At 52.8% G+C, this 22,365-nt stretch carries 25 protein-coding genes; 3 read left to right on the forward strand and 22 right to left on the reverse strand.

All coding sequences use genetic code 11. The annotated features are described in order from the left end of the window. Nucleotides 1-75 precede the first annotated feature (75 nt). On the reverse strand, nt 76-1,488 hold the full coding sequence (cdaA, locus tag CFB04_RS08750) for a diadenylate cyclase CdaA (protein WP_088534917.1): 1,413 nt from the start codon (nt 1,486-1,488) through the stop codon (nt 76-78). A gap of 220 nt (nt 1,489-1,708) precedes the next feature. Between cdaA and ubiE the strand changes: the two genes are divergently transcribed. Further along, nucleotides 1,709-2,416: a bifunctional demethylmenaquinone methyltransferase/2-methoxy-6-polyprenyl-1,4-benzoquinol methylase UbiE gene (gene ubiE / locus CFB04_RS08755; protein WP_088534918.1), complete on the forward strand. Its 708-nt coding sequence runs from the start codon at nt 1,709-1,711 to the stop codon at nt 2,414-2,416. 86 nt (nt 2,417-2,502) lie between these two features. Here ubiE and CFB04_RS08760 read toward each other — a convergent pair whose 3' ends face one another. From CFB04_RS08760 to CFB04_RS08800, 9 genes are all read right to left on the reverse strand, one after another. Then, the gene (locus tag CFB04_RS08760) at nt 2,503-4,011 is read right to left on the reverse strand and encodes a cytochrome c3 family protein (RefSeq protein WP_088534919.1); all 1,509 of its coding nucleotides are present in this window, start codon (nt 4,009-4,011) and stop codon (nt 2,503-2,505) included. Nucleotides 4,012-4,032: 21 nt separating this feature from the next. Further along, nucleotides 4,033-4,698 (reverse strand): cytochrome C, encoded by a 666-nt coding sequence (locus CFB04_RS18325; RefSeq protein WP_231934474.1) that lies wholly within the window; start codon nt 4,696-4,698, stop codon nt 4,033-4,035. A 42-nt stretch (nt 4,699-4,740) separates the two neighbouring features. Beyond that, a complete protein-coding gene (locus tag CFB04_RS08770; protein WP_088534921.1) occupies nt 4,741-5,952 on the reverse strand; it encodes a hypothetical protein in 1,212 nt (403 codons plus the stop codon). Nucleotides 5,953-6,180: 228 nt separating this feature from the next. Next, a complete protein-coding gene (locus tag CFB04_RS08775; RefSeq protein WP_088534922.1) occupies nt 6,181-7,857 on the reverse strand; it encodes a hypothetical protein in 1,677 nt (558 codons plus the stop codon). A 17-nt stretch (nt 7,858-7,874) separates the two neighbouring features. After that, complete coding sequence (locus CFB04_RS08780) at nt 7,875-8,573, reverse strand: cytochrome C (protein ID WP_088534923.1); 699 nt, start codon at nt 8,571-8,573, stop codon at nt 7,875-7,877. A gap of 15 nt (nt 8,574-8,588) precedes the next feature. Then, nucleotides 8,589-9,806, reverse strand: coding sequence for a hypothetical protein (locus CFB04_RS08785; RefSeq protein WP_088534924.1), 1,218 nt, complete (start codon nt 9,804-9,806; stop codon nt 8,589-8,591). A gap of 558 nt (nt 9,807-10,364) precedes the next feature. Continuing rightward, nucleotides 10,365-11,201, reverse strand: a complete 837-nt coding sequence (gene rsmI / locus CFB04_RS08790) for a 16S rRNA (cytidine(1402)-2'-O)-methyltransferase (RefSeq protein ID WP_088534925.1) — start codon at nt 11,199-11,201, stop codon at nt 10,365-10,367. A gap of 11 nt (nt 11,202-11,212) precedes the next feature. Beyond that, nucleotides 11,213-12,034: an NAD+ synthase gene (locus CFB04_RS08795; RefSeq protein WP_088534926.1), complete on the reverse strand. Its 822-nt coding sequence runs from the start codon at nt 12,032-12,034 to the stop codon at nt 11,213-11,215. Further along, the gene (locus CFB04_RS08800) at nt 12,034-12,885 is read right to left on the reverse strand and encodes a nitrilase-related carbon-nitrogen hydrolase (RefSeq protein WP_088534927.1); all 852 of its coding nucleotides are present in this window, start codon (nt 12,883-12,885) and stop codon (nt 12,034-12,036) included. Before CFB04_RS08800 ends, CFB04_RS08795 begins: the two co-directional genes overlap by 1 nt. Nucleotides 12,886-13,050: 165 nt before the next feature. Here CFB04_RS08800 and CFB04_RS08805 point away from each other — a divergent pair, with 165 nt between their 5' ends. Further along, nucleotides 13,051-13,494: a DUF2383 domain-containing protein gene (locus CFB04_RS08805; RefSeq protein WP_088534928.1), complete on the forward strand. Its 444-nt coding sequence runs from the start codon at nt 13,051-13,053 to the stop codon at nt 13,492-13,494. Between the two features lie 76 nt (nt 13,495-13,570). Here the strand turns inward: CFB04_RS08805 and CFB04_RS08810 are convergent, their stop codons facing one another. From CFB04_RS08810 to ffh, 10 genes are all read right to left on the reverse strand, one after another. Beyond that, nucleotides 13,571-13,849, reverse strand: a complete 279-nt coding sequence (locus CFB04_RS08810) for a DUF2795 domain-containing protein (RefSeq protein WP_088534929.1) — start codon at nt 13,847-13,849, stop codon at nt 13,571-13,573. 128 nt (nt 13,850-13,977) lie between these two features. Beyond that, complete coding sequence (locus CFB04_RS08815) at nt 13,978-14,355, reverse strand: YraN family protein (protein WP_088534930.1); 378 nt, start codon at nt 14,353-14,355, stop codon at nt 13,978-13,980. Then, entirely contained in the window at nt 14,352-14,993 is a 642-nt protein-coding gene (locus CFB04_RS08820) for a ribonuclease HII (protein ID WP_088534931.1), read from the reverse strand. The genes CFB04_RS08815 and CFB04_RS08820 overlap by 4 nt, the downstream gene beginning before the upstream one ends. A gap of 159 nt (nt 14,994-15,152) precedes the next feature. Beyond that, nucleotides 15,153-15,506, reverse strand: a complete 354-nt coding sequence (rplS, locus tag CFB04_RS08825; RefSeq protein ID WP_088534932.1) for a 50S ribosomal protein L19 — start codon at nt 15,504-15,506, stop codon at nt 15,153-15,155. Nucleotides 15,507-15,558: 52 nt separating this feature from the next. Next, nucleotides 15,559-16,146 carry an RNA methyltransferase gene (locus tag CFB04_RS08830; RefSeq protein ID WP_088534933.1) on the reverse strand — a complete coding sequence of 196 codons (588 nt, stop codon included), beginning with the start codon at nt 16,144-16,146 and terminating at the stop codon, nt 15,559-15,561. Then, nucleotides 16,143-16,874 carry a tRNA (guanosine(37)-N1)-methyltransferase TrmD gene (trmD, locus tag CFB04_RS08835; RefSeq protein WP_088534934.1) on the reverse strand — a complete coding sequence of 244 codons (732 nt, stop codon included), beginning with the start codon at nt 16,872-16,874 and terminating at the stop codon, nt 16,143-16,145. The genes CFB04_RS08830 and trmD overlap by 4 nt, the downstream gene beginning before the upstream one ends. Further along, complete coding sequence (gene rimM, locus CFB04_RS08840; RefSeq protein ID WP_088536757.1) at nt 16,871-17,392, reverse strand: ribosome maturation factor RimM; 522 nt, start codon at nt 17,390-17,392, stop codon at nt 16,871-16,873. The genes trmD and rimM overlap by 4 nt, the downstream gene beginning before the upstream one ends. Further along, nucleotides 17,392-17,622 carry a KH domain-containing protein gene (locus CFB04_RS08845; RefSeq protein WP_088534935.1) on the reverse strand — a complete coding sequence of 77 codons (231 nt, stop codon included), beginning with the start codon at nt 17,620-17,622 and terminating at the stop codon, nt 17,392-17,394. The genes rimM and CFB04_RS08845 overlap by 1 nt, the downstream gene beginning before the upstream one ends. A gap of 50 nt (nt 17,623-17,672) precedes the next feature. Next, complete coding sequence (gene rpsP / locus CFB04_RS08850; protein ID WP_088534936.1) at nt 17,673-17,939, reverse strand: 30S ribosomal protein S16; 267 nt, start codon at nt 17,937-17,939, stop codon at nt 17,673-17,675. Nucleotides 17,940-18,029: 90 nt separating this feature from the next. Then, a complete protein-coding gene (gene ffh, locus CFB04_RS08855; protein ID WP_088536758.1) occupies nt 18,030-19,391 on the reverse strand; it encodes a signal recognition particle protein in 1,362 nt (453 codons plus the stop codon). Between the two features lie 234 nt (nt 19,392-19,625). Here ffh and CFB04_RS08860 point away from each other — a divergent pair, with 234 nt between their 5' ends. Then, the gene (locus tag CFB04_RS08860; RefSeq protein ID WP_088534937.1) at nt 19,626-20,381 is read left to right on the forward strand and encodes a phosphorylase; all 756 of its coding nucleotides are present in this window, start codon (nt 19,626-19,628) and stop codon (nt 20,379-20,381) included. Here CFB04_RS08860 and CFB04_RS08865 read toward each other — a convergent pair. Both CFB04_RS08865 and CFB04_RS08870 read right to left on the reverse strand, forming a co-directional pair. Next, complete coding sequence (locus tag CFB04_RS08865) at nt 20,359-21,240, reverse strand: carotenoid biosynthesis protein (RefSeq protein WP_088534938.1); 882 nt, start codon at nt 21,238-21,240, stop codon at nt 20,359-20,361. The genes CFB04_RS08860 and CFB04_RS08865 overlap by 23 nt on opposite strands. Nucleotides 21,241-21,255: 15 nt before the next feature. Then, nucleotides 21,256-22,305 carry an MlaD family protein gene (locus CFB04_RS08870; RefSeq protein ID WP_088534939.1) on the reverse strand — a complete coding sequence of 350 codons (1,050 nt, stop codon included), beginning with the start codon at nt 22,303-22,305 and terminating at the stop codon, nt 21,256-21,258. Nucleotides 22,306-22,365: the final 60 nt, after the last annotated feature.

Raw genomic sequence — 22,365 nt, forward strand, 5'->3', positions numbered from 1 at the left:
TGTTTTAAAAAATACAATGAATGGCGCTACTAATATAACAAAACAGCCTCTTTGTCAACCTTCACGATTACCAGCTCAGCGTTTCGCTGCCGAAACCCGAACCAGGACCGGGGCCTGTCGAAGTATTCGGACCTGCGGAGAGGGTGGAACCAGCCCGACCTCCACCCGAGAATCTCCGATAAAATTCTCAATATTCAGCTCTTCGGTATCAACCGCCGAGACTTGACGAAAAAAATGCGCCGGCCCTTCCAAAGTCACCTTCGCAGGCTCGATGCGAACCTTCTTCAAGTGAAAGTTGGAAGGCAACTTCCCTCTGGTTTTCAGCCGGACCGGCAAATCCCGGCGGACCTTTCTGTCAGTGATCACCTTCACTGCCCCTGGACGTATTTCCGTGAGGGTCACCCCCAACGGCAGTTTTATGTCTTCTCCGTGTATAGGGACATGATTCGCCCCCTCCTTGACTCTCGCCAGATTGACATCAGCCACCAGATCAAGATGCTTGGGGGAGTCGATCAGGCTCGAAAAGAACTTCAGCCTCACCTCCACCTCTTCAGGTGTGCTCGTCATGAAGGCGAGATTGTCAGGAAGGTTGTGAAATTTGATAGGTATTGTCATAGAGACGATACCACCCTGACGAGCCGTTATAACCGCCCAGCAGATTATCACCAGAAGCACGATTGAAAGCTTCGGCAGAGGATCGCGCAGCAGCCTCTCCCGCACCGACACACTGACGGCCTCGGGGGCGGGGAGAGCAAGCAGCATGACCAGCTTCTCGCTCAACTGTTCGGCGGTATGCACAGGCTGCAGCTCCCCTTCTACAGCAAGCGAGACCTCACCCCGCTCCTCGGACACGACAACCACGACGGCATCCGAACGCTCAGTAATGCCGATCGCCGCCCGATGCCTCGTTCCGTAATGATGTGGAAATTCCGCCTTGACCGAAAGAGGCAGATGGCATGACGCCTGCGTTATCCTTCCATCCGCTATGACGGCCGCCCCGTCATGAAGAGGCGTACCATTTCTGAAAATAGTGCCGAGAAGCTGAGGTGTGACGACACTGTCCAGGGGCACCCCGTGGAGGAGATATTCATCCAGGTGGTCCCGGCGCTGAAACACAAGGAGCGCACCGGTCCTTACAGATGCGAGGGAGAAAATTTCGGTCGACAAAGCCATGAAATCGAGGCGCCCGCCATTTCCGGGCCGTTCGAACAGGTTGCTGAGAAGGCTGAATCGGTATAGCGCCTGCCGGATTTCGGTCTGAAAAATCACAATTATGAGGACGAACAGAACCGTCCCGAGCTCCTGAAAGACCCAGCTCGTCATCAAAAGGCCAAGATTCTTGGTCACGACGTATATCAGCCCGAGGACAAGAAGACCGATGACTACCTGGAGCGCGCGCGTGTTCCTGAACCAGGTGTAGAGAAGATACACCAGAAAGCTCATGATAATGATGTCTGCGATATCCTGTGGACGAATGGCGGGAGACACTTCTTCTCCTTGGGTACGTAAGGTCACCTGCCGCCGACGGTGCACCCTTCGCAGGGGAGAATACAAGAGAGGGGCTGATCTGAGTTCTGGTCGAAGGGTGGCAGGTGCCGATTTTAGTGGCGGGGTTGCATCGATTGTGCTACAAACTGAGTCTCTCCGCTGCTTTACCGGCGGAGGACCCCGTTTTTATATCACCTTCCTCCTGCAAAGGATAGCTAAAATGTACAAGCTTTCGGAAAAGGGGGAGCGGATCCAGCAGATGTTCGACAGCATCGCTCCCCGCTACGATTTCCTGAATCGTCTGCTCAGCTTCGGTATTGACAGGAGATGGCGCCGGTTCGCTGTCCGGCAGATCCAGTGGCATGAAGGGGCGAGAGCACTGGATATCGCGACCGGCACCGGTGATGTCGCCTTGGAAATAGCCTCGCAGACACCTTCATCGGTAACCATAGTCGGTGCGGATTTCTCCCGCGAAATGGTGGAACTTGGAAAGGAGAAGGTCCGGAACTCTCCCCACGCGGCGAGAATCAGCTTCGAAATCGCCCCGTGCGAGTCGCTCCCTTTTGCAGACGGAAGCTTCGATGCAGTGACCATTGCGTTCGGCATCCGCAACGTCGTTGACCGACCCGCAGGTCTGCGCGAGATGTACCGGGTTCTGCGGGATGGAGGACGTGCCGTTATACTCGAATTCTCAACGCCTCGTTCAAAACTCTTCAAATCGATCTACTACTTTTACTTCCTCAAGGTTTTGCCGGTTATTGGGGGAGCCTTTTCCAAATTCAGCGCCTATAAATACCTCCCCGACTCTGTCCTCGAATTCCCCTCACAGGATCGATTTAAAGCCCTTATGACAGATGCCGGATTCCGCACCGTGCGGCATATTGATTTAACCTTTGGCATCGCCACTATCTACATCGGCGATAAATAGCACCCTCATTTTTCCCTCTGTCGCATAAAAAAAAACCCCACCTGTCATGGGTGGGGCTTTTTCTAAATAATGATTACTGTCTTATCTCATGGACGGCTACCACCCGGAGCACTCAGCAGGTAGTTGATGGCTGCTGTCTTCTGGGCAGCAGTCAGAGACGAAGCGTTGATGGCCGCTTCGACATCGTTGTCGAGTATACCGTTATTGGACCAGTCTAAAGAATCGTAGATTAGTCGCTTAATGTAGAAGCGGTTGTGTGCGTAAGCTCCTGGATCATGAAGCACCATATTGAGGTTGAAAGCTGCCCCCATAGTGTTCCTTCCGGTATCGAAATTAGCCGGAGAGAACTTGGCCCACTTTGTAACCCGAGTACCCGCCCCGTTCGGTTGAGTAAAGAAGTAGGGATTTGAATCAAAAAAGTGGATATTTAGGACTGCCAACCTAGCTTTAAGCGCTTCGGTAGCCGCAGCAAGGCCGGCCTTCTCTGATTCAAGTTCGGCAGGAGTTGGGTTGCCTGCACCATGGCACTCGGCACAGGCCGTACTGAGAACCGACGTTACGACGCCGTTAGCGTCTTTCTGGACAGGGAGAAATTCGTGACTCGTCGTGGTTTTCATATGACAGCCGACACATGGACCATCGCCGGTCGTCATCCCGACCTGATCATGCTGGTAGAAGGGGGGATTGTTATAACTGCGACCGGCATATTCGTAACCGCTAGCCGCATAGATAATGCCACCGGCAGTAAGGTAGTGGGAGTTTATAAAGTTAGTAGTGCCGGTGAAATTCAGGAATCCGGGGCTTTGCCTGATCGACGCTCCCGCCTCACGCCCCACATGACAGGTCAGACATATGTTTGATTCACGTGCATCGGGATAATGGATAGACGTGACATTGGCGTATCGGGGGTTAGTAACCGCACCGACGGGTCTCCGCTCCCAGCTGTAATCCGTGTGGCAGGTCTTGCAACCAAGAATTTCGTTTCGGCCCGTAAAAGTGGAGATCGTGACCCCGCCGGAATTGACATAGGTGACATATCCTGTGCTCGTATGGCAGCGGACACACGGATTCCTAGTGGGCCAGTTAACGTTGTCCGTGAACGCCGGGCTGTTTATATCACCGTGGCCTGAATCGGTAAAATCTCTATTTACCTGGATCACGGAGCTTGTGTCGTGGGGGTTGTGGCAGACACGGCATTGTTGAGCGTCCTGGGCACTGACGAACTGGGGCTGCCTGGCCGTCGTGAAGGTCGAGAAGTGCGGAGTGCCAAGACTTGTGACGGTATGACACTCAGCGCAAACAGTGTCGTTCGGGTTGTTCGTAATAGTGCCACCGTTGGGATGTCCCATCGGCTTATGGCAGTCGGCGCAACTGGCACCGTTTTTGGTATTGTGGGCAGAGGCTCTCCATTCATCGGCAATCTGCACTCCGGTTACCGGCGAAATTTTGTTGTTGCCGTGACAACCGATGCAGGCTGCTGAAGCTCGGAACGACTCGGTTCCTCCGTCCCCAACTTCCCTGTTGTCACTGCCACAACCGGCTATGGCCAGAAAGGAAACAACAAGCCAATACATACTAAGGCGACTTTTCATCATACCCTTCCTCCTTTGAGGTATTTATCTGAGTTCATGGCAGCGGCTACAGGCCCTGTCGCTTCGATCAAGAATGTTTCTTCCTTTGAAATTCTTAGGATGCGGACTAATCCCTGATCCCCCTTTCGATCTGGAACCATGACACCTTATGCACACATCCCCCTCAGGATGACATGACTGGCAGAATTGGAGGTTACGACGCGCCTCGGAGGCGTGTTCGCTGCTCCAAATAAACGCTTGTGTGTTCCCGCTCCGCAAATGTGACTTAATCCTGAAAGAGCCTCTGGGGAATCGGCTGTGACATTCGTTGCAAAATTGCTGATCATGACAGCGGTAGCAAGTCTGTGGATTACTCAAAGCCTTTATTGGGTGAATGCTGACGAAATCGCTCCGGTGGCTTTTGGGAATGTAATCTCGCCCGTAATTCTGCGTCCTGAGATCCACATCGATCCCTCCCCCGAAATGGCAGTCGAGGCAGTATCCCTGACTGTGGCACTGAGCACAGTTTGCTCCGGCCTTGCTAGATAGAATCCGGTGGCTCCTCATCCAGTCAGCATCGTGATTGGGGCTTACCCCTTCGGATTTATGACAATCATTGCATTCAACAATCTTCATAGAGCCATAGTCCTTGTGAGACTCTTTTTGGGCGAGTGCCTGATGAACAAAGAGAGCCGACAGAAAGATCAGCATTGCAGCGAACAGCAGGTATTTCTTCACAGTGTACCCCCCTTTCTAGAAATCATAATCAAGGATAAAGCGCCCTTGTAGGTTTTCATGGTAACGCGCGTTCACATCGTCCTCGATGCGCAATGACGCAGCCAGGTTTTTTGCCATGCGGTATTTCCCACCAATCCAATATTTTCTGGCAATCTCATCATTGGCCAGACTGTCACGCTGGTAGACATCGAACGTGAATCCACCTGCAGCCTGCAGGTTCCTGGTAAAATCATAGGCAGCATCCACGATGATCCCGTTGGTACTGCCGAAATAGCCCTGTCGGTTGTCATATTCAACGCTTACAAGGAGCGGGTCGATGGGGCGAAGGCTGCAACCGGCCTGATACACGTGCCCTAGCGCATCGTCACCAAAGTCTTCGTAGGTATATCCAAGATTGACTGCAAAGAGATCGCTAAACGTGTAATCGATCCGGAAAACCCCCTCCTGGTAACGATTGACGGCAAACACTGAATAGATTGAGGTCGCATCGAAGGTCGGGTAACTCTGATACCACTCTCCCGTGAGCACCAGGTTGGCTATCGGATAATATTTCACTCCACCGAGGACCTCATTGAAAACTTCGGTAATTGCATCAAAGCGTGCATTACCGTACATCTGGAGATTATTAAGAATATACTGTTTAAGCGAAGCACCTAAAATATCACGCGAAATATCGTTTTCGTCCCACTTCCGAAGCCAACTGACTTCAAGATCTGTTTTTCGAAAGCCGACAAGCCGGGCGGCAGTACCGACAGCATAATCCCCTCCCTGACTGAGCTCGCCTCGCAAGCCAAAAATTACATCCCGCCCGCCCAAGACAGTCAGCGCTACGGGGCCTATATTCTTCAGATCGACCATGCCGCCGTCAACAATTGCGCTCCCTGCGGAAAGGTTAATAAACTGCCGGCCAAGGCGTACATCGATTTTGTCGTAAATATTATTGAGGTCACCGTAGAGGTAATAAAGTCGTCCGTTCAGACCTTCACCGTTATTCAGGTCGGCTGTACCTCTTCCATACCCCTGAATAGAAAACTTTCCAGCCTGATCAATGTTTGTGATAGACAGTCGAAGATACTGAGCCAGCTCTACCTGCCGGCGGTCGATAAAATCGTTGTTGAACCAGAGTGCCTGTGTCGAGCTTCTGCCACTCACCGCGGCAGACCAGCAGGGAGTAGCGCCCAGCAGGCTGACTGCCATGATGATGCACAGCAATCGTGTCATCCGCATCTGGCTGACCTCCTTTCGCATTCGCACGCCAATTTATTTTCTTACTGCCGACAATTGTAAGAGGGGAATGTTGGATGTCAATAGATGGGCAGAAGGAATATTTTCTAACTAAAGAGGGTGGGATAGAGCTTCCTGAACCTGGCTCAAGGAATTAGGAACCGCGGGCAAAAAAAAGCCCCAAATTTCTTTGGGGCTAGATACTGCATTAAAGAGACTTAGCTGTGAGTATTAGCGTCTGTACCACTGGTTCGGAACACTGCGGTATCTCAGCAGTTCGGATTTAAGGGAACTAATCGAGACATCAGTGGCCACCCCTGATTTGGGGTCTGTGAAGGTAAAGGTCGGCTTTGATGTAGAATAGGCCGAGAATGAAATAATGCTGTTCGGGTCGGCCTGGCCATTAGTTCCACCCGCAAGGTTGTTAGCGGAAGAGAATGAATAAGTGTTGGACCCGGTCTGCAGGTATTGGATAGCATCGGTGATGAGGCGCTTGGCGAAGGTCCGGTTATGTGCATGTGCTCCGCCCTCGGCTGCTACGAATTTGTAGTTGAAAGCAGCCCCCATGTTCTTGGCACCGGTCCCACCAGTAGGTCCGACAGTGGTCCAGTTTTTGATGGCAGTCGTGCCGCCATCAGCAGTGTAGAAGTAAGGATGCGCAGAACCGTAGAAGATCCCTTTCTGGGCCAACTCATACTTGTAGAAGTCGAGGAAACGGGCAAATATAGCCTTTTGATGCTCGTTTTCTTCCAGAATCGTTGGTTCGCCTAGGGCAGGAGTATGACAACCGTAGCAGCCGCCTGCTCCATTTGTCAGGTCTGCGACTTCAAATGGATCGAACGTATGCGTGCTGTTGCCAACGGGGCCCAAGTGACATGCAACGCAGGCGCCATTTGTCCCGGTGCCGTTGTAGTTGCCTATACCGATTTGCGAATGGCTATTAGTGCTCTGATACTTCGCATTGGAGGTGTAGTAACGGAACCCTGACTTGGAGAACAACATAGCTGCAGCAGGGAAGTAATGCGGGTTTTTGAAGCTCGCATTGGTAAAATTGGTAATGGAAGTTACGCTATCTCCGCTCTCACGCCCAGAGTGGCAGGGAATGCAGAGGTTTGATGCTCCGGAATCAACATACTCTACCCTTGCGCCATTATACTTGTATGATGCAGTGAAAGCATCGGCAGGGCGGAGGTTATTTGCACTGAACTCAGAGGTGGAATGGCAGGCTTTGCATGCGATAACCTCGCGGGTCATGTCGCCAGCCGCAGCGAATCCTGTGGTGGGAGCAGTTTCAAACTCCGAATTGGCAAATCTTATGTAACCGGTCGTGGTATGACAACGGCTGCACGCTGCGCGGGAGTCGATTCCGAAAGACTCTTCAGCGAATGCAAGAGCATTCACGTTACCGTGCCCTTCTGCCCAGTCTTCATGTATCTGGGTCGATACGGGGCTGTGAGCGCTGTGGCAGAAGGTACAATCTACGTTAGGAGTCACGTAGCTTGCGGGAGAAGCTTCATCAACACCGGGTTTTGCCGTTGTGTAGTGGGCGGCGTCAAGAGGAGCATTCTCCTGGTGGCAGGTAAAGCAGCCACCGCCAAATTCTGCCGGGTTAGCATAGGGCAGGGGTCCGACACCGAAATGCATCGAGCCGCCGCCGTGGCACCCCTGACAGTCGGCCGTATTCTGGCTCAACCTGTAATGCAGGGACTGCTCTACCTGAGTACGGATTACCTGGCCGCTGACAGGATCGGTCTGACCTGCATGACATGTAGTAGCAAAGCATGATGACGGTGATACCCTTTCAGCAACGACTGCACCGTTTTTGTTGTCGGTGCCGCAGCCGCCAAGTGCTGCCGCTACGACGACTGTAGCTGTTGCTGTCACAAACGATTGCAAAGTTTTCCTCATCTTTTCCTCCCTTTGGTTTAGTAGGTCGTGTGGCATTTAACGCAGACCTTGCTACCTGCTTTGTTTTTGAAATTTCCACTTATGGACTTCCAGTTCTTCGGATGCGGATTGGTTCTCCCTTGCGCATGGCACTGGATGCAAACATCGCCTTGTGGGTGACAGCTCTGGCATGACTGCAGGTTGCGCCTGGCTTCGCGAGCGTGTTCAAGTGTGATAACGGCATTTTGACTGTATGCCTGGTTGTTAAGCCCGTTCATCATGTGCGACTTGATACGCATGTTCCCTTTCGGGAAGCGGTCATGACAGGCGTTGCAGAACTTCTGGTCATGGCAGCGGTAGCAGGTCTGCGGATTGTCGAGTGCCTTTATCGGGTGAATTGTGATGAAATCACTTCGATGGCTCTTCGGGATATAATCCCTGCCGAAGTTGCTGACGCTCAGGTCGGCTTCGATTCCACCCCCCTGATGACAATCGAGACAGAATGACTGTTGATGGCACTGACCGCAGTTATTGCCGGCTTTGCTGGCAAGGGAGCGATGGCTGCGAATCCAGTCGGAATCGTGATTGGGCGAAACGCCTTCCGACTTGTGGCAGCTGTTGCAATCAGTTATTTTAGAGTCCGCGTATTCCTTGTGTGGCTGCTTCTGGGCCGTCGCCTGATTGACGTAAAGGACGGTCATCATCAGCAGCATGCCTGCAAACAACAGTTTCCTCACAATGGCACCCCCTTTCTAAAAGTCATAGTCGAACGTCACACGTCCGGATACATTGCTGCTGTAACGCTCATTGACATCGTTCTGAATGCGGCCGGAGAGGGCCATGTTATTGGCAATCTTGTATTTGCCACCCGCCCAGTAGCGACGGGCAATCTCGTCACCTGTCAAAGCATCCCGCTCGTACACATCATAGTTAAACCCTGCAGCAACTTGTGCCACCTTGGTGATGTCGTACGCTGCATCGATGATGACGCCATCGAGGCTGCCGTAGTACCCGGAGCGCTTGTCATACTCCAGGTTGACCCTGAGAGGCTCGATCGGCCGCACCCCTACCCCCGCGAAGTAAACATCCGCATGGGCGCCGTCACCATATCCCTGCCTGTTGTACCCACCATTGACGGCGACTTTGTCATTAATGGTGTAGTCAACCCTGAAAACGCCCTCAGCATACCGATTTACGGCAAAGACGGAGTAAATTGAGGTGGTGTCGAACTGAGGATAGCTCTGGAAATACTCGGCAGTGAGAATCAGGTCGGATGTCGGGTAATACCGTACCCCCGCCTGAACTTCATTGAACGTTTCCGAGGGGAGATCGTAGCGTGCATTCCCGTATACCTGCAGATTGTTGAACAGGTACTGTTTTCCCATCACCCCGATAATATCGCGGGAGATGTCGCCGCCATCCCATTTGCGGAACCAGCTTACTTCCAGATCTGTCTTCTGGAAACCGGTCAGGTAAGCACCGAGACCGAGAACGGTATTCGTTGCATCACCGATTTCACCGTTGAGTCCGAAAACTACATCTCGTCCGCCAAGTACCGTGAAGGCAACGGGGCCAACGTTTTTGAGATCGACCTGTGCACCGTCCATTATGGCACTGCCTGCAGCCAGGTTCACAAACTGGCGTCCGGCCCGCACGTCCAGTTTGTCATAGAGATCCCGATATTCGCCATACAGGTAGTAGAGTCGACCATTCAACCCTTCGCCGTTAGAGAGGTCCTGGGAAGCCCTTCCATAGCCGTGAATGGAGAACTTCCCTGCCTTGTCGATATTGGTGATCGACAGCCGAAGATACTCGGCCAACTCCGTCTGACGCTGATCGTTCAGCCACTCATTGTTGAAAGAGAGAAACTGCGTGGAACTTCTACCATGTATTTCTGCCGACCAGGCCGTCGTCGTTGACGCCAACGAGGCCATGAGGAGAAACATTCGTGCAGCGGATTTAATCCCCATCAAACAACCTCCTTTCTCGCTGAATCGTAACTGTGGCAACGCATTTGAACCAAACCGTCCCCCTTTCTTGGAATTATTTTTCGAATCCTTTTCCAGATTCCGTCCTGGATTGGAAATGAATCTTTCCGAAGCCCTTTTACGATATCGGCTAGTAGCGCTAGGGGTTTAGAAAAAACTACAGAAAATATTTCTGTACAATATCATTGAGGAAAATCCGTGCCACCAGGTAGTGGTTCAACAACATGAAGAGGCGGAAACTTGTACCCGCTTTGTAACCCTCAGCAAGTAACATGCCCCAAGCTTTTCTAATCGCTGGTATTTAAGGGAGGGAATAGGAACGCCACGCGCTGATAGGCTGGAGAGGATTATGCGCCTAAAACGGCGCCGGGGAAATTATTCAAATCTAATCTTTATCGAAGCTTATTTTGACGAATCAAAAAACCGGAAGTCAATTTACCGACACCATTTCAGGAGAGAGCGTTCACAAGAGCTACTTTTGGGTTGGCACGGAGGGGTTTGTTACATTTTTTGCATTTCTTGCTGTCTAAGTGCCGCAGGTCAACGTTCTTGCTTCATTCTGAGCGCCTCGTCATAAACCTCGCTTCGCGGGCTCCCCGTTTCGAGGGCAACCCGCCGCACGGCATCTTTAACCGACAGCCCTTCCGTCTCGATGTACCGGAGGAGCAGGTCCGCAACCGCTGGCCCCTCGGCGGGGGCCGCTTCCTCTGCGGGCATTACGAGGAGCACCACCTCTCCCCTCACCGTCCCTTTCTGAAAACGCTCACGTAAGGTGGAGATCGTACCTCGCGCAAACTCCTCGTGGATCTTGGTCAGCTCACGGGCAACAACCGCCTGCCGGTCTCCGTACAGCTCAAACAGATCTAGAAGCGTGTCCGCAAGACGGTTTGGAGATTCGTAGAAGATTAGGACGCGGCGCTCACCCGCAACGGCGGCGAGCTTTTCGCGGCGCCTGCTTCGCCGGTTGGGAAGGAACCCTTCGAAGACGAAGGCATCGGTCGGAAGACCTGCCGCGGACAGCGCGGCGATGGCGGCACAGGCACCGGGAACCGGCACCACAGGAATCTGTGCTTCTACCGCATCCCGGACCAACTGGTAGCCTGGGTCGGAGATACAGGGGGTTCCGGCATCGGAGATGAGGGCGACCGACAGCCCTTCCCTCAACCGGTCGAGGATGTAGTCCCCCTTTAATGTCTTGTTATGGTCGAAATATGATGTAAGGGGCCGGGAAATGCCATAGTGGGCGAGGAGCTTACGGGAGTGGCGGGTATCTTCGGCTGCTATGAGGTCAGCTTCCCGCAGAATGCGTATGGCGCGATACGTAATATCTTCGAGATTACCGATCGGGGTAGCAACGATATAGAGGGTACCGGGCATCTGAGTTCCCTCTACTTCCCCCAGTCGCGCGAGTAGCGGAAGTCGCGGTCGATGGTGCGGTTGGAGACTTTGGCGATGATAGGCATCCGGCGCTTGAAGTGGGAGTTTTGAACCATCCTGTAAATCTTGCTTATGAAATCCGATTCGAAACCGTGTGCGAGCAGTTCTTCCCGGCTGTAACGAAGGTCCACCATGTGATACAGAAGCTCATCCACCTGGCGATAGGTAAAGCCAAGTTCCTGTTCGTCGGTCTGCCCCGCCCACAAGTCGGCCGAAGGCTTCTTTTCGATAACCTCCCGGGGAACCCCCAGTTCTTCCGAAAGCTGCCAGACCTGTGTCTTGTATATGTCGCCGATAGGATTCAGGGCGCTCGCCATGTCTCCGTAGAGCGTACCGTACCCGAGCAGCAACTCCGTCTTGTTGCTCGTGCCAAGGACGAGGCCGCCGTGAGCGGCCGAATGGTCAAACAGGATCGTCATACGCTCGCGAGCCATCTTGTTCCCGCGCCGCAGGTTCCCGGCGTCGGGGAAGTAGGCAAAATAGGCATCGATCATCTGTGTAATTTCGATCACCTGATAGTTGATTCCCAGTTGCTCCGCAACAAGACGTGCATGCTGCTCGCTTTCGGGGTTGCTCGTGCGATACGGCATGCAGTATGCGAAGACATTCCGGGGACCCAACGCTTCAGCGGCCAGATAAGCCACGAGAGCCGAATCAATTCCACCCGAAAGGCCCAGCACCACACGCCGAAGGCCGACCTTCTCCACCTCTTCCTTCACGAACCCGACGAGCATGGTCCTCAGGAGTCCCGCATTGACGATCAGTGCCGACATCAGGCTCCCCTCTCCGTCTCGATACGGCTCAGTTCCTTGATAGTGATCGTCAGGTTCTCGTCGCGCATCATCGGCGAAAAAATCCGCTCCCGTCGCAACTCGCCGGGATCTGCCCGACCGACAAGGAAGTCCTCCTCGAACATCCCGGCGCGAGCCTTAACGGATCCTCCGGGGCCCACGATTTCGGAGCCACCCCAGAAACTCACTCCATCCTCATAGCCTACCCTGTTACAGTAAAACACACGGCAGTTGAGGAACATAGCAGTCGTTGAGTTAAGTTTCTGCCATGCAGATGCGGAACCTAGAGATTCATCCCCGGAAATTCCTCTCGCAGGGCTGCTGGAGAGGCACAGGAGGCTGGCGGCGCCATCCATCGCCAGTATGTAGGGAGCCGAAATGTGCCACATATCTTCGCATATCAGCATTCCCAGCCGGCCGAATCGCGTATCGAAGGCACGGAGTCGCTCTCCGCGGGCCAAATAGCGCTGCTCGTCGAAGAGTCCATAAGTAGGCAGATAGACCTTCCGATGGCAGTAGCGGACATCCCCCTCCTCCAGATAGAGTGCTGAATTGAAGAAACGGTAATCCGCTGACGCTTCAACTATCCCGCAAGCTATGGAAATGTGCCGTGAAAGCTGCCTAAGTCGATTCACCTCCTGAGACTGGAGAGAAACTGCGACTTCCGGCACGAGATCCTTCAGAAAATATCCTGTAAGGGCGAGTTCCGGGAAAACAATCAGATTGGCTCCCTCGGCGATTCCCCGGTCGACAGCAGCCTCTACTAAAGCCAGGTTGTCTGCCACACATCCTAGCTTCGGCTTTATCTGCGCCAGGGCGACGGAAAAATCCATGACATGCTCCAATAAAATTTTCGTAAACGTAACACAGAAAGAAATCATTGGCAAATGCAAGGTTAGGGCTAGAAAATCAGTCACTGCAGTACTGTTGCTTACCCCTCGCAAGCTGATAGACTTTTTTCAACACTCGCTTTAGCAACTATCGAAAGGAGACCGAACATGGATCGAAAGGATTTGCTTGACCAACTTCAGAACCTGATAAAGCTGGACATCGATGCAATTCATGCTTACGACCAGGCAATAAAGCACATCGACCAGCCTATAATCAAAGAGAACCTGGTACGTTTTCAGGCTGATCATCGTCGGCATGTCGACCACCTTTCAGCAAAGGTGCGGGAACTTGGAGAAACTCCGCCGGCATTTGCGCCTGACTTCAAAGGTTTCTTTATCGAGGGTTTTACCGCACTTCGCAGCTTGACCGGCACCAAGGGTGCCCTTGAGGCTATGGAAACCAACGAGCGTCTTACGAATTCACGTTACGAAAAAGCATCCGCAATGGATGCCCCCAGCGACATTTCAATTCTTGTACAGGAATATTGGGCAGATGAGAAACGTCACCTGGCCTTCATCCGTGAAGCACTCAACAGCGGCGAGTTTAAATAATCCCTCCTGACCCATCCGCAAAAAAAGGGCTTGACCCAAAAGGATCAAGCCCTTACTTAAAAGCTGCATTGCCTTCTTACGCGCGTTTGCTCTGCCTGCTCTGAGTACTCGTAGATTTGGTCCGGGGCGAAGATGTATGCCCTTTCCCAAAGCTTTTCATTACATCTGCCATGTTACCGTATTCCCGGTCTTCAAACCCCTGAAGCTCCTGCAAGACCTCCTGGTCTGCCCCCTCATGCTTCGCGTGCTTTATTAGATCCTGCTTGTTCGCCGGGAAGTTTATGCCTTTGAGATGTTTAGTCACGTTGGCCGGTGAATGCCCGCCACCGCGCCCGACATTGCGACTGGTTGCCATTACCAAAACCCCCTTTCAACTTGTAGTGCCGGGACTACTGTCCCTATGAAAAGTCTAGCACTTGGAGTTGCAGGTACAAGGCGTTTTTTACTGATATTTAGAAGATCATGGAGGGCACTGCATTATGCTCAGAAAGCAAGGTCGAAGGCGTTCTTAATGTGGTCGATGTCGGGTACCTCATTGTCGCCGAGGACGACTGCGACAACATCGAACCGGGCGGGGGCTTCAAGCTGCCGGTGCTGTGACAGCCATACAAGTGCCGCCTTCGAAATTTGTCGCTGCTTGAATAGGGTTACCGCCTCCTGGGGCAAGCCGAAGGCGTGGTTTCGTCTTGTTTTGACTTCCACAAAGACAACCGTTCTACCATCCCGGGCGATAATATCAACCTCACCCCCCTTGCAGCGATAGTTTCTTTCCAGGATGACAAATTTCTTTCCCTTCAGGTAAGCCGCAGCGAGCTGTTCGCCACGGGCGCCCAGAGCCAGAGAGCGGGACGCTTCAGTCACTCCTCCTCCTGCACATGTTCACGTACTCCGCGAAACGTCTTGCGATGAATGGGTGAAGGACCGAGACCGGCAATGGCTGCAAGATGCGTCGCGCAGGCATATCCTTTATGTTCCCTGAATCCGTAACCCGGGTACACATCCTCGTAGGCTGTCATCATCCGGTCCCGGGTGACTTTGGCAATGATGGAAGCGGCCGCGATTGAAATGCTGGCGCTATCGCCCTTTTTTATCGTGCGCTGTGGAATCGAAACCGGAATCCCGGAGGTGCCGTCGATCAGGAGGTAATCCGCTGGCCTGCATAGAGAACCAACAGCTTCCCTCATTGCAGACAGTGTGGCCTGAAGAATGTTGATCCGGTCTATGACCTGATGGTCACTGATGCCGACACCTATGGCCAGCGCTTTCTCGTAAATGAGGTCATAAAGGCGTTCACGGGCTGAGGCGGAAAGTTTCTTAGAGTCATCGACTCCAGAGAAATCCTCTCCATCAGGAAGGATAACGGCAGCAGCCACGACGGGACCGGCCAGCGGACCGCGTCCTGCTTCATCGATACCTGCAACCAACCTGTAACCCATCCGCCTGGCGAGCAGTTCGAATTCCCATCGTGACTGCGGCTGCAGTTCACCGAAGAGGTCCATCAATCCTCCTGATATGTGCATGGCATGAAAGTTTGCAGGATAGATTACATGGGGAGATCAACCGGTGGCAATTGGAAAAGACGAAGAAGCACCAACAACTTCTGAAAGCATGAGAACTAGAAAGCCCCGATGAATCGGGGCTTTCAGAAAAACCGGTGCTTACACTGCAACGTATTTCCGCTCGCGGATGCGCGCAGCCTTTCCACGCAGCTTGCGCAGGTAGTATAGTTTCGCGCGGCGTACATGTCCGCGAGTCACAACCTCGATCCCCTCTATGGACGGCGAGTGCAGCGGAAACGAGCGCTCAACCCCAATGCCGTTGGAGATCTTCCGCACTGTAAACGACTCCCGGATGCCCCCGTTCTGGCGGCCGATGACAACCCCCTGGAAGGCCTGGATACGGCTCTTGTCACCCTCAACGATCCTGACGTGGACCTTTACAGTATCCCCCGGTTTGAAGGAAACGATTCCCTTCTTCATCTGCTCCATTTCGATAATATCGATCTTGTTCATCTGCTTGCTTCCTCCCTTATGTTGCAAAGCCTAAACTTGCAGTGGTGTGATGTTAAACAGACCGGTTCCCCAGGAGCCGGTCAAGAATTATCGATACTGCCGAACGTACTGAGAGGTGATTATAATCTCCTCGGCCATAGATCGGCTCAAGTACGAAATCTGCCTTGGTCATTATTTCTTCTGTAAGACCCCACCCCGTTCCGAAAACCAGGAGCCACGGCTGCCCAGGGTCATCAATCAGGCGACCCAGTTCTGTGTAGCCGATGCTGTTTCCTCTTTTACGCGCCCCCGTCGTTATCAGTTTCGGTTTATTACCATAACGTCGGGCAAGATCGGTCTCGACCTCTTGGAGATCGTTTGCCAGAACGATATTTTGCAAGGCTTCGCGGCGCTTCGGATTATAGGAGGCGCCCCAACCTTCACGCCAATGATCGATCACCCGCTGAACTAGCCGCTGCTGTTCTGGTACGGGTGTCACTATGTAGTAGCAACCTAGCCCAAAGGTTCGTGCAGCTCGAGCGATATCATGAATGTCCAGATTCGTCACTGCTGTTGTTACTATCTGACCATTCTTGTCGTAAACAGGATGGTGAAGCAGCGCAATGTAAACATTTTCGACAAGCGGCGCTGCGTCGGTCACAATACTTCCTCTGCTTCATCCAGAAAACGCCTCTCCTCCGCAGAAAGTCTGGCGGCTTTGAGAAGCTCCGGCCTAATTTTCCGGGTCCGCATCAGCGACTGATTGCGACGCCAGCGGACAATCTCCGCGTGGTTCCCCGACAGGAGAACCTCCGGCACCTTTTGCCCCTGGAATTCCGGTGGACGCGTAAACTGGGGGTACTCAAGCAACCCGTCACAGAATGAATCGCCCGAAGCAGATTCGGAACTACCGAGTACTCCAGGCACGAGCCGCGACACCGCGTCTACGAGCGCCATTGCGGGTATTTCGCCCCCCGTGAGCACGAAGTCGCCGAGTGAAATTTCATAGTCGGAAAAAAGATCGATCACCCGCTGATCAACCCCTTCATATCTGCCGCAGATGATTATAATACCTTCTTCTGCAGCCAGTTGACCGGCAAGTTGCTGATCAAGGGGCTTTCCCGCCGGAGAGGTCAAAACAACACGTGATGCGGGAGCTTCTGAGCGGACGGCTTCCAGGCAAGCCGCAATCGGCTCCACCTTCATCACCATCCCCGCACCCCCTCCATACGGCGCATCATCTACAGTCTTGTGGCGGTCGACGGCGTAATCCCTGATATTGTGCAGGCGTATTCTGATTAGGCCGCTGTCAACGGCACGCCGGATTATGCTCTCCGAGAAGGGTCCTTCGAACATCCCGGGGAACAGGGTAAGTATATCGAATTTCATAGATCAAGCAGCCCTTCAGGAGGGCTTACCGTCATGATCCCAGCATCAAGATCGATGTCGGTAACGATCTCTTCCACTGCCGGTATCAAATATTCTTTCTTGCCCCCGGTTACAACATACACATCGTTGCTGCCTGTAGGAATAAGGGAGGTCAGTTCACCCAGCAACTCTCCCTTATCCGTGCGAACCTTGAGCCCCTCCAGCTCGCACCAGTAAAACTCACCTTCGTCTAGTTCTGGCAACTGCTCCCGGCGCACATAAAGCTCCCGGCCAACCAAACGCTCCACAAGATTGATATCCGCCAAGCCCTTAAGGGTGATAAGTACCTTTTTACCATGAACTGCAGCCGCTGCCACCGTGAAGGTTTCCGTTTCGCCCGCAGTACCCTTGAGAATAAAAGAGTTAAGGGAAAGAATAGTATCCAACTCGCCGGAATAGGAAACGATTCGCAACTGCCCTTTGATTCCGTGGGTCGCTGCAACCTTCCCCAGCAGAACCAGCTTACCACCATCGACCATCATTCAACTATTTTCAGTATTGCTTTCTTGTTGTCTTTAGTCGACACGGCATTAAGCAGGGTTCGAATGGCCTTGGCTGTTCGCCCCTCCTTGCCGATGATCCGGCCCATATCCTCTTTGGCAACTGTCAGCTTGATTACCGTAGCTTCGTCTTCCATTTCCTCCGTTGCTCTTACCTGGGTCGGGTCGTCAACAAGTGCTTTCGCGATGGTTTCTACGAGCTGTTTCATGTCGGTAACCTCTGTACATGTAAATTGCCGGCGGGCCGGTAAAAACAGAATTACGCAGCTGCTGAAACGAATTTTTCCCAAAGACCGGCATTTTTAAGGAGCTGCTTCACGGTATCGGTAGGCTGCGCCCCTTTCCCGAGCCACTCCAGCGCCTTCTCTTCCTGCAGTTTCACAGCTGCGGGAGTCTGATTCGGATCATACGTGCCTACGTTTTCAATGAAACGTCCATCCCTCTTGTTCCTGCCATCTGTAACGACGATCTGGTAGAAAGGTTTCTTTTTAGCGCCTGCACGTGCAAGCCTGATTTTAACAGCCATGATTCCTCCTGGTTCGTTCCGGCTCGAAGCCGTGACTATGTTATATGCGTTGTTGTTAGAAAGCAACTAATTAGCTGCGAATAAGCAAGGTCATGAAAAGGGGAACATTCCCTTCCCCAGCCCTCCCATACCTTTCATAAGGCCTTTCGGCCCAAGCTTCTGAAGCTGCTTGATAACCTTTTGAGCTTCGGTGAAACGCTTCAGCAGCTGGTTCACCTCCTGAACGGAGGTTCCGCTCCCTTTGGCAATCCGCAGCCTGCGGCTGCCGTTGATGATCGTGTGGTTTGTACGCTCGGCACGGGTCATGGAATCGATGATGGCTTCAATCCGTTTAAGCTCTTTCTCACTCGGCTGGGCACCCTGCATCTGCTTCATCATTTTGCCCATTCCAGGAATCATCCCCATCAGAGACTCAAGAGAGCCCATTTTTTTGACCTGCTGCAGCTGGTTCTTGAAATCCTCAAGGTCAAACTGGTTCTTCTTCAGCTTCTGCTGGAGACGATTGGCTTCTTTCTCATCTATGGCGGCGTGAGCTTTCTCGATGAGGGTAAGAACATCGCCCATACCGAGAATTCGCGAAACCAGCCGGTCCGCGTGAAAAACCTCCAGAGCGTCCATTTTCTCGCCGATGCCGACGAACTTCACAGGCTTCCCTGTCACAGCGCGGATTGAAAGAGCGGCTCCCCCTTTGGCATCACCATCCAATTTCGTGAGAACCACGCCGGTCAGTTCGAGACGCTCGTCAAAGCCGCTGGCCACATTGACAGCCTCCTGGCCGGTCATGGCGTCGGCGACAAAAAGGATTTCCCGCGGCTCCACGGAATCCTTGATCCGAACAAGCTCGTTCATCAGGTAGTCGTCGATCTGATGCCGCCCTGCGGTGTCAAAGATTACGGTATCGAAGCCTGTACGCTCGGCATACTGGAGAGCATTGCGGCAGATATCGACCGGATCCTGCTCGGCCCGCGAATCGAACACCTCCAGCGAGAGCTGCCTTCCAAGGGTCTTGAGCTGCTCAATTGCAGCAGGTCGGTATACATCAGCAGGAACGAGAAGAGGTCGACGGCGCTCCTTCTTGAGGTAACGGGCAAGCTTGCCGCATGTCGTCGTTTTTCCTGAGCCCTGGAGACCGACCATCATGATTGATACCGGAGGTTTGGCAGCAAGATCAAGGCTGTTGCCCCCATCGCCGGACATCAAAGCGACAAGCTCGTCATGAACGATTTTAATAACCTGCTGCCCGGGAGAAAGGCTCTGCAGCACTTCGGTTCCGACAGCCCGCTCCCGGACTCGCTCGACAAAGTCCTTTACCACCTTGAAGTTTACATCGGCCTCAAGCAGCACCAGCCGTACTTCGCGTAGTGCTTCCTTTATGTTCTCCTCGGTCATTACACCTTGACCCCGGAGCTTTTTGAATACCAAATCGAGCTTGTCGGAAAGCGTATCGAACATAATGTTTTGGTAATGGACAGTTGTAGAAAGAGTACGGTATTCCGCATCTGCGCGCAATACGCCATTAGTAAAGGGGTAACTATAGTGGAGGGTTCCGGTGGTTGTCAAGCTAAAAAAACCCACCGGCAAAGGAGTTATCTCCGAAAAGCAGCCGCAGCACTCACTCTTCGACCTGCTTTTCCATTGCTATCGCATTAAGCCTTTGCTAGAGTCCCGTACCGGAGGTGTTCGCGCGTGGCAGAACGTACAATTGCACTTCTTGCTGCACTGCCTGAAGAAATTAGGACCTTGATCAGAAAAGCGGGGGGGAAGAAACGGAAAAGCGTTTCCAGGTTTCCCTGCTATGAACTCGACAGATACGGCGAAATAATTGTCGTAGAAACGGGTATGGGGCCGATAAACGCAGAAGAAGCGGCAAAAGCGATAGCCGTCAACCTGCGCCCGCACTTCTTCATCAATTTCGGTTTTGCCGGTGCAATTGCCCCTGGGCCAGCCATCGGCGACATTGCGGTAGGTCGACGGCTCTTCATTCACCAGAACGGCTGCCTTCGCGAGGAAGAAGGACTTACACCGGCTCTTTCCGAGATAGCTGAAAGCGCACTAGTGCCGGCCGCTGGCTACAAGAGCTTTGCAGCAACCATCGTCACTACCGCTCAGATTCTCGATAAAAAGATGTTGGAGAGAAGCCTACCTGCAGACGTTATTGATCCTGTTATTGAAATGGAAACGGCAGCAGTGGCGAAGGTAGCGGCGGAACATCAAATCCCGTTCCTGGCATTAAGGGGCATCAGCGATGCCGCAGAAGAAGAGCTTGGATTCTCGCTGGATGAATTCACCGACAGCAACATGAGAATCCGCACGCGCAAGGTCCTGCTGACCATAGCCCGACGCCCTATGATTCTACCGCAGCTCATAAGACTGGGGAGAAACTCACGTATAGCAGGACAAAATCTTGCAGAAGCCGTCCTCACCGTACTTCGGAAGCTTTGACATCATCTCTCGCTGCAGACCATGGGAAATCCCGGAGGTGCTCTGCAAGTTCCTCCCGGGTGTACCGATTGGCCCTCCTGAAGATGGATACCGCAACAATGGAGACCGGAAGGATGTATGTGAAGATGCCGGTCACCGCCATCAACCGTTCCCCTATAGATATAGTAACCACTATATTAAACACGAGCACCGACAGGTAGAGAATCGGTCCTATAAGTGAGCGCAGAGGAAGATTTCTGACCCCCGCCTGCCTCTCAGCCGGTTTCCCATCCCACGCGTCAATCAACTGCAGAGCGAGCACCATCAGCACACTGACCAAAAACCATCCAAGGTAATTTGAAAGAGGAACGCCGTAGTGGATTCCGCTCTCCCGGTAACCGTATATCTGACCGAGAAACCATTGCCCCCCCTGTAATGCAACCGGGTCGATGATAATGTCGAGAAACACCTGAAAAAGTGATGCAAGGAACAGAACACCCCACGACCTGCGAAGGGAACGGGTTTCGAGGGTTATGAAGTCTCCCCGCCTGGTCCGCACGGGTGAAACTACAAGCAGTGCAGTGGCATAGCTGCAGTAGGCAAGGAAGACGTAAGAAAGGGAATCAAAGAAAGGAACGCCGAAAACCCAAAGCTCTCGATCGCTCGTGGTGTCTATGTAGTAGTACCACCCGTACGGAATACCTGTATTGATCGAACTGAATTCGGAAATGAATGCAATGAGGTAGCCACAGACGGTAAAGCAGGCTGTCTTACGCCAGCCGAGATGAGTGACGGCTGCCAGGAGATACGCCGCAAAAAAAACGAACACGTAGGGGCGCATCGTGAAGGTGCCTATTATAATTTGCAGAATGTCGTGCAAGGGCGGCTCCTGGAACTAAAACAAGGTCCCTACGAAGCTGCCGAGAACGGAGATGGGACCGGAGTCTCCAAGTCCTTCAGCGGCTCTCTCCGCTTTTTTGAGGGCTGCAGTAGCATCGTGGTAGAGTTTGTCCTCATTTACAAGTTTGCCGATTGTCCCTTCTCCATCGTTTATCTTACGAGTTATTTCCTTGATGTTTCTGGATGCATCGCGAAGCTCCGTGTAAAGTGCATCATCGTTTACGAGTTTGCCTGCAGTGCCTACTCCACGGTTGATCTTGCCCGCTATCTCCTTCACATCCTTCATCCCGTCGTTGATGTTTACGATCGCGTTATTGGCATTGGTGTAGAGGGTCTCGTCATTCACAAGGCGACCGATTGTTCCTTCCCCCCTCTCTATCTTTCCGGTTATGGTCCTGAGGCTCGCTGCCGTATCTGTTGCATTTCTGTAAAGCGCCTTATCGTTAAGCAGCATGGCCAGCGAACCGTCTCCCCGATCAAATTTCGCAGTTATGCTGTTTAGGTTGCCGATTGCGCCCCGCAGGTTTCCCCGATTTTCGTCCAGGATTGCATTGATCTTGCCCATGACCTCATCCTGATTTTTGTTGAGTTGGGCGATGAATACCTTCGCCTCCTTTGTCAGTTCACCCACGTTATCAACGATCTGGTCTATGCTGGCGAGGTCCCTTCCCTTGACCACTCCACCGGGAGGAAGGAGAGGAGCCTCAGGAGAACCGAAGGTGATGCCCAGGAACTGCCCGCCCAGCAGGTTCGTCAGACGCAGGCTGGCAGTACTGTCCGTTTTGATCTTAGTGCCTGGCTGTACCTCGAAAGCCACTTCGATTTGCTGTTCGTGAAGTACGATCTCGGTTATTTTGCCTACGTCAACCCCCGCAAGCCGGACCGGATCACCCACCTTCAGCCCGGTAATACTCCCCAGGTAGGTTTTGTAGGGCAGCTTCTTCTCGAACGGGTTCCATTTTTCTCCCACTTCAAGCAGTGCTCCGAGAATAACCATCGCAGCAATGAAGAAAAGACCTACTTTTTTCTCCAGCGATATAGCCATTTAAATCATCCTCCCCTTCTACAGAAACACCGGCTTCCCAAATACAAGGGCTTGCCAGGC

This window comes from Geobacter sp. DSM 9736, assembly GCF_900187405.1.
In the GTDB taxonomy this organism is placed as follows: Bacteria; Desulfobacterota; Desulfuromonadia; order Geobacterales; family Geobacteraceae; genus DSM-9736.